Annotated in this window: 14 protein-coding genes; 9 read left to right on the forward strand and 5 right to left on the reverse strand. The window is 73.5% G+C overall.

What is annotated here, in order from left to right; translation table 11 throughout:
• Positions 1–16 precede the first annotated feature (16 nt).
• The gene (locus tag PV796_RS08525; RefSeq protein WP_376562737.1) at positions 17–553 is read right to left on the reverse strand and encodes a TetR/AcrR family transcriptional regulator; all 537 of its coding nucleotides are present in this window, start codon (positions 551–553) and stop codon (positions 17–19) included.
• 1,038 nt (positions 554–1,591) lie between these two features.
• On the opposite strand from PV796_RS08525, the gene PV796_RS08530 reads away from it, so the two are divergent.
• Positions 1,592–3,667: an FUSC family protein gene (locus PV796_RS08530; RefSeq protein WP_342456893.1), complete on the forward strand. Its 2,076-nt coding sequence runs from the start codon at positions 1,592–1,594 to the stop codon at positions 3,665–3,667.
• Between the two features lie 119 nt (positions 3,668–3,786).
• A complete protein-coding gene (locus PV796_RS08535) occupies positions 3,787–4,293 on the forward strand; it encodes a MarR family winged helix-turn-helix transcriptional regulator (RefSeq protein ID WP_274912331.1) in 507 nt (168 codons plus the stop codon).
• Between the two features lie 95 nt (positions 4,294–4,388).
• Here PV796_RS08535 and PV796_RS08540 read toward each other — a convergent pair whose 3' ends face one another.
• Entirely contained in the window at positions 4,389–4,715 is a 327-nt protein-coding gene (locus tag PV796_RS08540; RefSeq protein WP_274912332.1) for a hypothetical protein, read from the reverse strand.
• Positions 4,716–5,016: 301 nt separating this feature from the next.
• Positions 5,017–5,634: a TetR/AcrR family transcriptional regulator gene (locus tag PV796_RS08545; protein WP_274912333.1), complete on the reverse strand. Its 618-nt coding sequence runs from the start codon at positions 5,632–5,634 to the stop codon at positions 5,017–5,019.
• A gap of 160 nt (positions 5,635–5,794) precedes the next feature.
• On the opposite strand from PV796_RS08545, the gene PV796_RS08550 reads away from it, so the two are divergent.
• From PV796_RS08550 to PV796_RS08560, 3 genes are all read left to right on the forward strand, one after another.
• A complete protein-coding gene (locus PV796_RS08550; protein WP_274912334.1) occupies positions 5,795–6,313 on the forward strand; it encodes a PH domain-containing protein in 519 nt (172 codons plus the stop codon).
• Positions 6,310–7,902, forward strand: a complete 1,593-nt coding sequence (locus PV796_RS08555; RefSeq protein ID WP_274912335.1) for a PH domain-containing protein — start codon at positions 6,310–6,312, stop codon at positions 7,900–7,902. Before PV796_RS08550 ends, PV796_RS08555 begins: the two co-directional genes overlap by 4 nt.
• Positions 7,903–8,006: 104 nt before the next feature.
• Complete coding sequence (locus PV796_RS08560) at positions 8,007–8,417, forward strand: SsgA family sporulation/cell division regulator (RefSeq protein WP_274912336.1); 411 nt, start codon at positions 8,007–8,009, stop codon at positions 8,415–8,417.
• A 75-nt stretch (positions 8,418–8,492) separates the two neighbouring features.
• Here PV796_RS08560 and PV796_RS08565 read toward each other — a convergent pair whose 3' ends face one another.
• Positions 8,493–9,272 carry a polysaccharide deacetylase family protein gene (locus tag PV796_RS08565; protein WP_274912337.1) on the reverse strand — a complete coding sequence of 260 codons (780 nt, stop codon included), beginning with the start codon at positions 9,270–9,272 and terminating at the stop codon, positions 8,493–8,495.
• A gap of 156 nt (positions 9,273–9,428) precedes the next feature.
• Between PV796_RS08565 and PV796_RS08570 the strand changes: the two genes are divergently transcribed.
• From PV796_RS08570 to PV796_RS08585, 4 genes are all read left to right on the forward strand, one after another.
• Positions 9,429–10,133: a response regulator transcription factor gene (locus PV796_RS08570; RefSeq protein WP_274912338.1), complete on the forward strand. Its 705-nt coding sequence runs from the start codon at positions 9,429–9,431 to the stop codon at positions 10,131–10,133.
• On the forward strand, positions 10,130–11,683 hold the full coding sequence (locus PV796_RS08575) for a sensor histidine kinase (protein WP_274912339.1): 1,554 nt from the start codon (positions 10,130–10,132) through the stop codon (positions 11,681–11,683). The genes PV796_RS08570 and PV796_RS08575 overlap by 4 nt, the downstream gene beginning before the upstream one ends.
• The gene (locus PV796_RS08580) at positions 11,680–12,270 is read left to right on the forward strand and encodes a hypothetical protein (protein WP_274912340.1); all 591 of its coding nucleotides are present in this window, start codon (positions 11,680–11,682) and stop codon (positions 12,268–12,270) included. Before PV796_RS08575 ends, PV796_RS08580 begins: the two co-directional genes overlap by 4 nt.
• Positions 12,271–12,355: 85 nt before the next feature.
• Positions 12,356–12,757, forward strand: coding sequence for a DnaJ family domain-containing protein (locus tag PV796_RS08585; RefSeq protein WP_274912341.1), 402 nt, complete (start codon positions 12,356–12,358; stop codon positions 12,755–12,757).
• A 9-nt stretch (positions 12,758–12,766) separates the two neighbouring features.
• Here PV796_RS08585 and PV796_RS08590 read toward each other — a convergent pair whose 3' ends face one another.
• Complete coding sequence (locus tag PV796_RS08590) at positions 12,767–14,056, reverse strand: hypothetical protein (RefSeq protein ID WP_274912342.1); 1,290 nt, start codon at positions 14,054–14,056, stop codon at positions 12,767–12,769.
• Positions 14,057–14,134: the final 78 nt, after the last annotated feature.

A 14,134-nucleotide genomic window follows, 5' to 3' on the forward strand; every position in this document is an offset into this window, starting at 1 on the left:
GGCGTCCCCGTGGGCGTCAGCCGGGGAGGGCGATGCCGTCCAGGACCATGGCGAGGTACTGGCGGGCGATCTCCTCGGGGCTGTGTCGGCCCTGCGGTCGGTACCAGCTCGCGGCGACCCAGACCGTGTCGCGCAGGAAGCGGTAGGCCAGCCGAAGATCGAGGTCGGAGCGGAAGACTCCCTCGGCCACGCCACGCTCCAGCGTGCCGAGCCAGGCCCGCTCGAACTTCCGCTGGGATTCGGTGAGATAGCCGAACCGTGGCTGGGTGGCGAGGTGTTGAGCCTCCTTCTGGTAGATCGCGACGGCGGCGCGGTGCCGGTCGATCTCCCGGAAGGACTCGGTGACCAGGGCCTCGATGGTCTCCCGCGGGCCGAGTTCGGCCGCCAGGACGGCGTCGTAGCCGGCCCAGAGCTCGTCCAGGAAGGTGGCGAGGATCTCGTCGACCATCGATTCCTTGGAATCGAAGTGGTAGTAGAGGCTGCCGGCGAGCATGCCGGCGGCGTCGGCGATCTGTCGGACGGTGGTCGCGTTGTAGCCCTGCGCGGCGAACACCTCGGCCGCGGTGTCGAGGAGTTCGCGTCGGCGGTCCGGTGGGGCGGAGGTGGCGGCGGCAGGGGGCGTAGTCGCCGCCTTCCCGGCGCTCTTGGTGGTCTTGATGGTCTTGGTACTCCTGGTGGTCTTGGTTCCTCGGGCACCCTGGGTGCCCTTGGCGGGCTTGGCGCGCTGGGGGCTGTTGGGGGGCTTGGTGCCCCGGGCGCCGGCGGCACCAACGGGGCTGCCGGTGTCCCTGACTTCGCTGGTGCCCTCGTTGCCCTCCGCGTCCTCAGCGCCCTCGGCCCTCTCCACGCCACTCGCACCTCGCACGCCTCGCACGCCTTTCGCGCCGCTCATGGTCTTCGCGCCTCCCGCGCTCGCCGCACCCCCGGCGCGCCGCGTAACCCCCGTGGTCTCCATGTCTCCCACTCCGCCCCTCACGTTCTCCGCGCTCCCCATGCTCCCCATGCTCCCCGCATCCTCAATGTTCTCGACCGCCCCGCGCCCGCCCCGATGGACCTCTTTTTCCTTTGGCGGGTCCCTTCCGACCCTCGACGGACCACTACCAGCACCCAGTGGATCTCCGCCGGCCGCCGGCAAGCTCTCCCCGCTCCTCGGCGGGCGTAGCGTTCCCCGCTTTCACGAGAGTCCCAGCGTCCTCGACGCCGCCAGCCTCCTCGACACTCGACGCCCCTGCGCTCTTGGCCTTCATCGGCCTCCCCAGCGCTCCCGACCCGACCGGAGTTCCGGACGCACCCGGTACTCGCACGACTCCAGGCGTTCCCGGCCCTCCCGGCGCCCCCGACGCGCCCACAGCCCTCGACGCCCCGTCGTGCCGAGCGCCCTCGGCCCGCCAGGCGCTCCCGGCGTGCGCGGTGCTCCCGGCGCCCTCGACGTCCACGGCACCCCCGGCGTCCTGAATGGTCTCGATGCCGCCGGTCCGTTCGGCGGGCTCGGGGGTCCTGGGGTTGGCACGGGGACATTGTCGCTTGGCGGGGAGGTGGGGTGAGATCCGGGCAATTCTTTTACCAGTAAAACACCTGCTAAGGTTTTTGTATGGGGAAGCATGCCAAGCACGCCAGGGCCACGGGGTGGTGGAGGACGAAGCGGACCGCGGACGAGATGGCCGGCCGGGCGTCCGACGAGAAGCCGAAGAAGAGAGCCGAGGCGGCGAGTGGGGCGGGCGCCGTGCGGGTTCGGGCGTTGCCGGTGCGGAGCACGGTGCGGTTGCGGCGACCCGTTGACATATGGCACAAGCCGGCGCTGAGTGCGGTGGTGGCGTTGGGTGTGCCGGATCTGGTGCTGTTGGGGTCGGGACGGCTCGATCTGGTGCTCTACACGTCGGCGGGGGCGATGTGCGCGCTGTACGCGCACGGACTGCCGTATGCGGCGCGGGCCCGGGCGTTGTCGTGGGTGGTGCTCGGGATGGTGGCGAGCCTGGCCGTCGCGCTGACCGCGGCGTCGCTGGTCACCTCGGCAGCGGTGTTGGTGGCGCTGGCGTCGCTGGTCGCCGCGGTGCACAAGATGGTGTGCGACGCGTCGCGGATCGGGCCGCCGGGGAACCTGATCCTGACGTTCATCGCGGCCTCGGCGTTCTTCGTGCCACAGCGGCCGGCGGCAGTGTTGCCGCATGCGGGGCTGGCGTTGGCGACGGGGGCGTTCGCGTGGCTGGTGTGCATGGCGCCGGCGCTGGTGCGGCCGCGGGGGCCGGAACGGATCGCCACCGCGCGGGCGTTGGAGGCCGCCGCCGGGCTGTTGCGGGCGCGCGCGGAAGCGGAAGCGGAGGCCGGCGGTGCCTCGTCGGCCGGTGGCGCGGAACCGGCGGGGGTGGCGCACGCCCGGCATGCCACCGCGGCCGCGGTGAACGCGGCCTGGCACACGTTGTTCCTGGTGCCGGTGCGTACGTCGGAGAAGGCGGCGGCGCGGGCGGGGTTGGAACGGCTGCTGGTGCGGGCGGAGTCGGCGTTGGGCGGCACCCCGCCGGACCCGGTTGCGGAGGGCGGCCGACTCGGCGGCTGGGCACGGGAGTTGCGTAGCGGGCGACCGCTGCCGGAGGTGACGCTCACCGCCGCGGAGGCCGCCGAACTGGCGGGCGTGGCTTGGGAGTCGGGGGTGGCGTTGGAGCCCGGCATGGCGTGGGAGGCCGGTAGCGGGCGCGGGGCCGGTGGGCCCGGGCTCCGGCGTCCGGCACCGGGCCGGACACGGGGCATACGGGCGGTGGTCGGCCGGCTCCGGCCCGGGTCGCCGTTGCTGCCCATCGGGGCCCGGGTCGCGGTGGGTTGCGTCCTGGCGGGCTGGGCCTCGATGGCCGTGGGGGTCGGGCATCCGTACTGGGCCGTGGTGACCGCGGCCTCGATCTACCAGGCCAACACCACGCTCTCCTGGCAGCGCGCGTTCCAGCGCACCCTCGGCAATCTGCTCGGGTTGGCGCTGTTCACCGTGCTGCTGCCGGTGACCCACACCGGGCACGTCGCGATGGTCGTGATGGCGCTGGTGTTCCAGCTCGGCGCGGAGGCCATGATCAGTCGCAACTACTGGCTGGGGTCGGTGTGCGTGACGCCGATGGCGCTGCTGCTGACGGAGTTCGGCCGGCCGATGCCGGCCGGGACGCTGATCGCCGACCGGTGGCTGGACACCGTGGTGGGCGCGGCGGTCGGGCTGGTGTGCTGCGTGCTGGTCACCAACCGGCGGGCCGCGGACCGGATCGATCTGGCGCTGGCCGGGGTCGCCCGGGCCGAGGAGGCAGCCTCCGAGCTGCTGGCGACGGGCGGTGCCGGGCGGCTGTCGGGGACGGTGGTGGGGTCGGGGACGGCGGGCGCCGGGCCCCTGCCGAGGCCGGACGACTTCGGCCCGCAACCGGTGCCGGCTGGCGCCGCCCCACTCCCCACACCGACCCACGCACCCCACACCCCTCCCTCACCCCCGCCCCCCGACGCCCCGCGCGAGGCAGGCTGGGCGCGGGATCGACTGGCCGGCTCGCTCGTCGAGTTGCGGGAGGCGGTCGAGGTGGCGTCCGGCGAGTGGTGGCAGCGGGCGCTTCCCGAGGAGCGGATCGCCCGCGCCGAGCAGCAGGGACACCGGACGCTGGCGGCCCTGGTCCGGCGGCTGTCCGCGCCGGCGCTGGCCGCCTGACGGCCTCCTCAGGCCGCTCGACCCCCGTGCCCCCTCGGCGCGCCGCCGGGCAGGCACAATTGAGTGCGGTGGGCGACCGGGATTCCGGCCGGACGGACGGGGCCGAGAGGAGAGTGCGGGTGACCGAGGACATCGTCGCGCGGGTGATGCGCCAGTGGCAGCAGGTGCACCCGGGGCTGGACACCGGCCCGATGGCGGTGATCGGGCGGCTCAACCGCTGCTCCGCGCTGTTCCAGCAGGCGGCCGACGCACCGTTGCGGCGGGCGGGGCTGACCCGGCCCGAGTTCGACGTCCTGGCCACGCTGCGGCGGATGGGCCGCGAGCTGACCCCGGGCCGGGTGGCGCGGGAGACCTTCGCTTCGGGGGCGGCGGTCACCAAGCGCGTCCGGCAGTTGGAACAACGCGGGCTGCTCCGCCGTCGGCCGGACGACCGCGACCGGCGGGTCACCCACCTCTCGCTCACGGACGAGGGGCAGGAGATCATCGACCGGTTGTTGCCCGAGCAACTGCAGTACGAGGCGGCCCTGTTGGAAGGGATCGGAGAGCAGCGCCAGGAGGAACTGTCCACGGCGCTGGGCGAGTTGCTGGTGGTACTGGAGGGACGGCTAGCCAGCCTCATGGATTGAATGGACCGCATGGGTCGGATGGACCGCATGGACCGCATGGACCAAGAGGCCAACTGATCCTGATTCATCGTCACCCATGCGCGCAGCGCCCGTCGTTACTCCACCGGGAACGGCTCGTCGCTCCAGCGGAACCACGCCGCGTCGTCCTCGATGTGCAGCAGGAACTCCGCCACCGGGCCGGCGGGGGCGATCAGTCGGACGCCGTCGCTGGCGCGGGTGTAGGCGTCCTCCCAGGCGGCCAGGTCCTCGTCGAGGGTGTCGATGAGCGACAGCTCCCGGGCGAAGTGCGGCTCCAGCTCGGCGAAGGCCGGGCCGGGGGTGAAACGGCCGTTCAGCCAGGGGAAGTCCGCCTCGGTGATGGTGATCTCGCCGACCACGTCCGCACCCCGTTCCACCCGCCAGGTCTCCCCGATGTACGGCATTGCCGCCTCCCCTTGGTCGTGCTGGTGACGCGCGGAACCCGCCCCACCGGGCTGCGGCGGGGCGGGTTCTGCACGACGGTCGGACGACAGGATGGCAGACCGTGCGAACGGGCCGAGCCGGATGGCGGGAAAGCGCGGAAAGCCGACCGACGGGCGGGCTGACGCTACGTCAAGAGCAGTGCGGGGGCTCGCCGTCAGGACGCGGGGAGGACGGCGAGCGGCTCGGGGAGGGCACCCCGGCCGGCGAATCGCGGCGCGACACAGAGACGGAAGGCGGCGCCCGCACGCCCCCTCCCCCACGTCACTCCCCCGTATCGCCCCCCGTCCCGAACAACCGCGCCAGATGCCGGTCCAACAGCTCCAGGGCCTTCTCCGGTTCGTGGACGCCCAACAGGACATAGGACCCCAGCCCATCGGTGAGGCTGATCAGCAGCAGGGCCTCGTCCTCGGTGGCGCGCTCGGGCGGGAGTTCGCCGCGGGCGGCGGCCAGGCGTAGCTGGTCGGCGAAGAAGTCGCGGAGCTTGGGGATGCCGTCGCGGGCCTCCGCGCCGAGGGCGGGGTCATGGACGGCGCGGGAGTAGTAGGCGGCGGCGACGAGGAGGCCGGCGCGGCTCTCCGGGTCGAGCGGGAGCATCCCGGCGCAGCAGGCGCGCAGGACGGTGCGCGGGGTGGGGTCCTCGGCCAGGGCCTCGATGCGCTCCCGGATGCGTTCGGTGGCCATCTGGTTGATGTGGCGCAGCGCGAACAGCAGCAGTTCGTCCTTGGTGCGGAAGTAGTGCTGGATGCGGCCGAGGGAGATGCCGGCCTCGGCGGCGACGTCGCGCAGACTCACCCCGTCCACGCCCCGGGTGTTCGCGAGCCGGAAGAGCGCCGCGGAGATCTCCTGGCGCCTGGCTTCGTGATCCACCTTTTTCGGCACGGGCGGCGTCCTTTCTCCGGTACGGCTCTTTCTGTCTGGCGCTCCGGTCCTCGGCGCCCGCTCCCGACGGTGGCGCTGACCGGCCGACTTTTACAAGTCGCCCGTACCGTTATAACGTACCGCCTCACAATACGTTTGACTTGGAAAACGGTGAACCCTCATGCCCGAGCACGCCGCGCCGCTCCTGCGACCGCCTCGCCACCGCGTCGATCCGCGCGCCCGCAGTTGGTGGCGGCTCCAGGCGCTGCTCGCGCTCAGCGGTCCGATGCTGCTGACCGCGCTGGTGCTGGCGGCGCTGTCGCTGCTCTTCTTCCCGGGCGCGCTGCCATGGCTGGGGCCGCTGTTGCTGGTCGTGCTGGTGTTGCCGGCGGTGGGCTATCTCACGGTGATGCCGTGGATGCGGTACGCGGTGCACGCCTGGGAGTTGGGCGAGCGCGCGGTCTACGCGGCGGGCGGCTGGTTCTGGCAGAAGCGGCGGATCGCCCCGCTGTCGCGGGTGCAGACCGTGGACACCGTGCGCGGTCCGATACAGCGGCGGTACGGGCTGGCGACGGTGGTGGTCACCACCGCCTCGACCGCCGGCGACATCAAGATCGCCGGACTGTCGGACGCGGACGCGGAGGAGCTGTCCCGCCGGATCGGCGAGGTCGCGCAGGACGTGCCCGGTGATGCCGCATGAGCGGGTACAGGGACGCGGACGGCATCGGACCGGGCGGCGGCGCGGCGGGCGCCGGGGAGCACGGAGCGGGCGCGTGGCGGCGGTTGAGCCCGCGCACGCTGGTGGTGCACTGCGGGTGGCTCGGTGCGCCGCTGGGGTCGTTGGCACTGACCGCGCTGGCCACCGGCGGCCGGATCACCGCCGGCGCGTGGTTCACCCTCGGCGCGATCGCGGCGGCGTTCGCGGTGGTCACGGTGGCCGCGCTGATCCGTTGGGCGCGCACCGACTTCCGGGTCACCGGCGAGAGCCTGGACGTGCGCAGCGGGTTGTTCACCCGGCGGCTGCGGAGCGTGCCGCTGCACCGGGTGCGCACCGTCGATCTGACCGCCTCGCCGCTGCACCGACTGCTGGGCGTCACGGTGCTGCGGGCCGGCACGGCGGGCTCCCGGGACGGCGGCGGCGAACTGGCGCTGGACGCCCTGCCGGTGGCCGAGGGCGAGCGGCTGCGCGTCGAGCTGCTGGCCCGCGCGGCCACCGGGGCCGGCGCCGAGGATCCGGTGCTGGCCCGGATCAGTTGGCGCTGGCTGCGGTACGCGCCGCTCACCTTCTGGGTCGTCGGTGGGGTGTTCGTGGCGGGCGGCTCGGCCTACCGGGTGCTGCACGAGATCGGCATCGAGCCGTGGAAACTCGGCTTCGTACGGCGGGCGTTCGCGGAGTTCGGCAACGGGATGCTCTGGCTGACCGTGCCGGCGGCGCTGCTGGCGGTGATCGCGCTCGGCTCGGTGGGCGCGGTCGTCCTCTACGTCGAGAACTGGTGGAACTACCGCCTGGAGTGGGCCGACGCCGGCTCGTTGCGGGTGCACCGGGGGCTGTTGACCACCCGCTCGGTGACCGTCGAACGCGCCCGGCTGCGCGGCGTGGTGCTGTGCGAGCCGCTGCTGCTGCGGGCCGGCGGCGGGGCGACGGTGCGCGCGGTGGCCGGCGGGCTGGGCAACAAGGAGGAGAACCGCAAGCGCAGCGGGCTGCTGCCGCCGGCGCCCCGACGGGAGGCGGTACGGGTGGCCGGCGGAACGCTTCAATCCGCCTTTCCCGACGCCGCGTTGGCGCATCACCCCGGGGTGGCGCTGACCCCGCATCCGCGGGTCGCGCTGCGCCGCCGGCGGGTGCGCGGGCTGCTGTTCGCGGTGGCGCCGGGCACCGCGCTGCTGGCCGGCCTCGGGGCGGCGTTCACCCCGGTCCTGCTGCACGCCGCCTGGATCTACGCGGTGCTGGCGACGCCGGTGGCGCTGTGGCTGGCCCGGGACGCGTACCGGAACCTGGGGCACGGGATCGCCGGGCGCCATCTGATCGTCCGCTCGGGGACGTTCAGCCGGGACACCGTGGCGCTGCGGCGCGAGGCGGTGGCCGCCTGGACGTTCACCACCTCACCGTTCACCCGGCGGGCCGGGCTGGTCACGCTCACCGCGGCGGTGGCGGCGGGCGAGGAGGGCTACCGCATCCCGGACCTCGCGGAGGGGGCGGCGCCCGGCTTCGCGGCGTCGGCGGCCCCCGGCATCCTGGAGGAATTCCTCATCTCCCCGCGGCGGGACGGCTCGACGGCGTCGACATGACGCAGATCACACCCCCGCCTTATGCACGGAGGAGCCGGGCAGACCGTCCTACAGGCTGACCGCGTCCGCGTTCCGCGGGCCGACCAGCCGTGAGGAGCCGCGCGATGCACCCCGCCATCGACCAAGCCGTCCAGGTCCGTCTCCTCGCGACCTCCGTCGGCGAAGCGGTGCCCGCGGTGTTGCACTACCGGCGGTCGGATCCGCTCGCGGTGCGGATGACCTTCCCGCCGGAGATCTCGCTCGACGGCGCCGCGGTGGGCTGGGCGTTCGCCCGGGACCTGCTCACCGAGGGGCTGCGGACCGCCGCCGGGCGGGGCGATGTGCGGATCCGGCCGTCGGGCCCGGAGCGCGTCCTGATGGAGTTCCACGCCGACGAGGGCATCGCCATGGTGCAGTTGCGGACCGCGGACGTCCGGCGGTTCCTGGCCCGCTCGTACGAGGCGGTGCCGGCCGGGCGGGAGCACGAGTACCTGGGCGTGGAGCAGGAGTTGGCGGAGCTGTTCGGCGCGGCGTGAGGCGCGCGGGGCGACGGAACGACGAACGGGCCGGTGGTGACCGGCCCGTTCGGCTGTCTCCGGGAGGGGCGTCGGCTAGCGCTGCGGGAAGCCGAAGCCGTAGCCCTGCTGCTTCATCCACGGCAGCAGGCGCTTGAGCGACTCGACGGTGCGGGCGCGGTTGCCGCCGCCGTCGTGGAAGAGGACGGTGGGGCCGTTGCGGAGCTCACCGCGGACGGTGGACTCTATCGTCGCGACGCTGCCGCCCTCGAAGTCCTTGCTGTCGACGTTCCAGCCGAGCGGGCGCATGCCGTGCTCGGCGGCCAGCTTGCGGCTGTAGGGGGTGAAGGCGCCGCCGGGGGCGCGGTAGTACTCGACCTTGGCGCCGCCGGCCGCGTCCTCGATCATCTTCTGGGCGTCGAGTATCTGTTGGGACTGGTACTCCTCGGACCGGTGGTCCATGGCGGTGTTGTGGTTGATGGTGTGGTCGCAGAGCCGGTGTCCGTCGGCCACCACCTTCTTGACGAGGGCGGGGTGCGCCGCGGCCTGCGGGCCGATCATGCAGAAGGTCGCCTTGACGCCGTTCTCCTTGAGGACCTCCAGGACCTTCGGGGTCCAGGTCGGGTCCGGGCCGTCGTCGATGGTGATGTTGAGGCTGCGGCCGGGGCGGTCCGAGGCGTGCACGATGGACGGGTCGACCGGTGCGGTGCGCGGCGGTTGGGCGGGCTTCTTCGCCGGGGGAGCGTCGGCCTCGGCGCTGGGCTGGAGGAGCGCGAACGCTCCCACCGCCGCCGCTGTGGCCACCGCCGCGGTGGCCACGCCGATGATGCCGCTCTCTATCCCGAAGCGCCGTCCCCTGCCGAAGCGCCCTGCCATGTCGAACCCGCCCCTCGTTGTACTGCGATGCTGTGTCTGCCGGCGGCTTGTGTGCCCCATCAGCACGGACGCCGCTCGCACCCCCACAGATGCACAGGACTCGGGACAGGCTGCTCCTGTTACGGATCCATCATGAAACTTATTGATACTGGACCCATGCCACGTGTACTTCTGATCGAGGACGACGCTGCCGTGCGGGACGGAGTGTCCCTCGCTTTGCGGCGGCGCGGCCATGAAGTCGCGGCCGCGGCCAGCGGCGAGGAGGGCCTGGCGGCGCTGCCGGCCTTCCGCCCGGACATCGTACTGCTGGACCTGATGCTGCCCGGCAAGGACGGTTTCGAGATCTGCCGGCTCATCCGGGCCGAGCGCCAGTTGCCGATCATCATGCTCACCGCCCGCGGCGACGACCTCGACGTGGTCCTCGGGCTGGAGGCCGGGGCCGACGACTACATCGTCAAACCGGCCCGCGGCGAGGTGTTGGAGGCCCGCATCCGGGCGGTGCTGCGGCGCACCGCGCTGCCCGCCGACGGCGCCCCGGCCACCGAGCCGGGGCCCGCGCCCGTGGAGACCTACGGCGAACTGGCCATCGACCGGGCCGGACTGGTCGTCAGCAAGGGCGGCAAGGACCTGGCGCTGGCGCCGTCCGAGATGAAGCTGCTGCTGTTCCTGTCCGCCACCCCGGGCCAGGTCTTCAGCCGCCAGCAACTGCTTGAGCACGTCTGGGAGCACAGTTACCACGGCGACGCGCGGCTGGTGGACGCCTGCGTGATGCGGCTGCGGACGAAGATAGAGGACACCCCGCGCTCGCCCCGGTACGTCCAGACCGTGCGGGGCTTCGGTTACCGCTTCGGACCACTGTGAGCCGCCTGCGCCGCCTGCTGCCGGGCGCCTCCGCGGTGCGCGGGCTGCGCGCCCGGCTCGTGGTGGCGTTCCTCCTGGTGGCCGCGGTCAGCGCGCTGACCACCGCCGGCCTGACCTACCGCGAGGCGCGGAACGCGATCCTCCAGCGGTCCCAGGACACCGCCGTCAACGACCTGCGGGCGCAGATCAATTCGCTGGCGCCGGAGCTGGCGGTGCCGCCGTCCCGGTCCGACCTGGACTTCTTCCGGGTGCAGTTGGAGCGCTCCGGCAAGTCCCGGGACTGGGACATCTCGGTGCACTACAACGGCGTCCCGGACAGCGACGAGGGCGGACTGCGGCGCGACATGGCGGTGCCGGCCGGCTTCAAGTCGTCGGTGGAGAAGCGCCGGGTGCCGGCCTTCCAGCGCATCGACCGGGACGGCTCGCCCTGGCTGCTGATCGGGATGCCGGTGCGGCAGACCGACAACACCGCCTCCCCGTTGACGGTCTACGCCCAACTGCCGCTGCGCGCCGAGGAGGCCAACGTCGAGGCGCTGGTGAGCGCGGCGCGCGGCGGGGCGCTGCCGGCGTTCGCGCTGGCGGTGATCCTGCCGCTGTTCGCCGCGCGCGGGGTGCTGCGTCCGGTCCGCGGGCTGCGGCAGGCGGCCGGGAAGATCGCCGAGGGCAAGTTGGACACCCGGCTGGAGGTGAAGGGCGCCGACGAACTCGCCGATCTGTCGCGGACGTTCAACGAGATGGCGGCGAAGCTGGAGGAGAGCATGGCGGAGCTGCGCCGCATGGAGGCCAATTCCCGGCGGTTCGCGGCCGATGTCTCGCACGAGCTACGCACGCCGCTGGCGGCGATGGCCGCGGTCACCGACGTACTGGACGAGGACGCCGACTCGCTGGACCCGGACACCGCCTCCGCGGTCCGGCTGATCAGCCAGGAGACCGGGAAGCTGGCGCGGATGGTGGAGGACCTGATGGAGGTCTCGCGGTTCGACGCGGGCGCCGCCGCGCTCCACTTGGACGAGGTGGACGTCGCCGAGACGATCCGCAAGACCCTCCAGGCCCGCGCCTGGCAGCAGCGGGTGACCGCGGACCTGCCGGACGACGTCCGGGCCCGGCTCGACCCGCGCCGGCTCGACGTGGTGGTGGCCAACCTGGTGGGCAACGCGCTACACCACGGCGGCGAGCCGGTCCGGGTGGTGCTGCACGCACCGGAGCCGGGCGACGCCACGCTCCGCATCGAGATCCGCGACGCCGGCCCGGGGATAGACCCCGAGGTGCTGCCGCACGTCTTCGACCGCTTCTACAAGGCGGACTCGGCCCGCGCCCGGTCCGAGGGCAGCGGGCTGGGGCTGGCCATCGCCCAGGAGAACGTCCGGCTGCACGGCGGTGCGCTGCGTGCTGCCAACTCCCCCGAGGGCGGTGCGGTGTTCACCGTCGAGCTGCCGCTGCGCCAGGAGGAGGCGCCACCCGACGGGACCGTCGACGAACCCGCCGACGCACCGGCCGACCCGCCCACCGACGATCCCGCCGGCCCGGGGAAAGGGACCGACACCGCATGACCGCCCGACGCCTGACCGCGCACCGCACCACCGCCCGCCTGGTCGCCCTGGCCGGGGTGCTCACCACGGCCCTGGCCGGCTGCGGCATCGAGCCCACCGACGTGATCGACGCCGGCGAACCGGCGTCCGGGGTGCGCGGCCCGGGCAAACCCCCGGCCGATGTGCAGCTCTTCTTCTACGGCCCGGACGGGCTGCACTCGGCGACCCGTCGGACGAAGGAGCCGCTGGACCCGCAGGGCGCGCTCGACCTCCTGGCACAGGGGCCGAACCACGCCGAGCGGATGCGCGGACTCTCCAGCGTGGTGCCCAAGTTCCCCGCCCCGCTCACCGCGTCGACCGGGCAGGGCCGGGTCACCATCACCCTGCCGGTCAACGCCAAACTGGTGGACCCGGCCTCGCTGAACCAACTGGTGTGCACCGCCGCCAACGCCCGCGTCCCCGGGGGCAAGCCGCCGGGCCTGGTCATGGTGACCCTGATCGGCGAGGGCGTCCAGGTCGGCCCCATGGTGTGCGGCGGCAACAACGCCTTCCCGTTCGTCCAGCCGACCCCGCGGCCCGCCGAGAGCCCCAACGGCGGGGGCGGCTGACCGGCCGTCCCGGGCCCGGGGCGGCCGGCATCGCTGCGCTACCGTGAAGGGGCGGGAACCGTCCGGCATCTCGGGAGGAGCCACGATGACCGAGCGCAAACCCCCCGGCGTCAGCTTCGAGAGCTGGGTCGACAAGCAGATCCGCGAGTCGGCCGAGCGGGACGCGTGCGAGCGCCTCCCCGGTTTCGGCAAACCGCTCCCCGCTCTCGACCGGCCCTACGACGAGACCTGGTGGATCAAGGACAAGATGCACCGGGAGCACCTGTCCTTCCTCCCGCCCGGCCTCGTCCTGCGCAAGGAGGCCGAGGACGCGCTGACGGCCGCCGCCGACGCCCCCACCGAGGCCGCCCTCCGCCGCATCCTCACCGACATCAACGACCGCATCCGGGCAGCCCTGGCCGCCCCGCAGGAGGGCCCACCGCTGGGCCTCGTCCCTTACGACATCGAGGAACACGCCCTCAAGTGGCGGCAGGAGCACGAGGGTTGAGGCGTCGGCTCACCGCCCCACCGGCGCCAACCGCACCCGGAGGAACCGCGGGCGGTAGAGCTCCACATCGCCGTTGACCACCGGGTCGGGGGCGGTGCCGGGTGGGCCGAGCCAGTTGACGTCGTAGCTGAGCAACAGGCCGGCGGCGGTGGTGAACTCCGGGTGGGCCTGCGGGTTGTAGACCGCGACGTGGTGGGGGTCGGGGCCGGCGGGCCGGGGCGGGGTGAGCCGGCCGACCGGTCCGTGCCAGGGGCCCTGGGGGGAGCAGGACCAGTAGCCGGTGATGGTGCGCAGTCCCGCGGCGCCGCCGGCGGGGGTGTCCATGGTGAACAGCACCCATGTCCCGTGGTCGCGGACGACGGTGAAGGCGCTGCCGACGCCGCGCCGGCCGGCGCCGCGCAGCACCGGGACGGCCCGCCCGGCGTCCGGCTGCCAGTGGGCGCCGTCCCAGAACCGCCAGGCCGCCCGGTCACCGAGCCGGCCGGTCGGGACCCGGGCCAGATAGCCGCTGTCGGCCGGGGTCGAGGGCGGGTCGTCGCCGCCGAAGACGTAACTCCGGTCGCCGTCGCGGACCAGTGAGGTGCCGTAGAGGACGCGCCGGGCCGGGTCGGTGACGGTGCTCTGGTCGACGACCGGGGTGATCGATTCCAGGTGCAGGTCGGGCAGGGAGAGGGTGGCGACCTCGGTGCCGTGGGGCGCGCCGAAGATCCACGGGCCGGTGCCGGGCGCCCGGTTCCACAGCAGCACCCGGACGACCTGTTCGGCCGCGCCGGGGGTGCGGGGCTCGACGGTCGCATGGACCGGCCAACGCCAGCCGCCGCCGGGCGCGTCGGGGAAGAACGGCCCGGGCGCGGTGGCGCCGCCGCCGGTCAGGGTGCGCTCCGGCGTGCCCGAACGGTCCGTGACCACCAGGGAGTTGTGCCGCAGGAAGGGGGTGCCACCGTTCTCGGTGGTGCGCCAATGGTGGGGCGCGCCCTGGGGGTTGGGCGGCGGGTGGACGCGGTCGAGGAAGGTGTCGGAGAACAGCCAGAGCGTCCGGCCGTCCGGGAGGCGCACCGAGTGGGTGCCGTCGCCGCCGGTCCAGTCGTCGGTGCGGGCGCCGTCGTCGCCGTAGTGGGCGAACGCCCGGGTCGGGCCGGGGTCGACGGACCAGGAGGCGAGGGTGCGGCCGGTGCAGGTGGGGCGGGCGGCGGTGCCGTGGTGCGGCGTCGGCACCAGGAGGGCCGCGGTGACGGTCAGCGTCAACAGGGCGAGTAGGGCGGCGGCGAGGGTGGTGCGGGTGATCGGCGGTCGGTGCATTCCGCTCCTCGGTGGGGTGCGGGGCCACCTTGACTTGCTCTCCCTTCTGAAGGAGGGAGATTCTGGCCTGCTCGCTCG

It is taken from the genome of Streptomyces sp. WZ-12 (assembly GCF_028898845.1).
GTDB lineage: Bacteria > Actinomycetota > Actinomycetes > Streptomycetales > Streptomycetaceae > Streptomyces.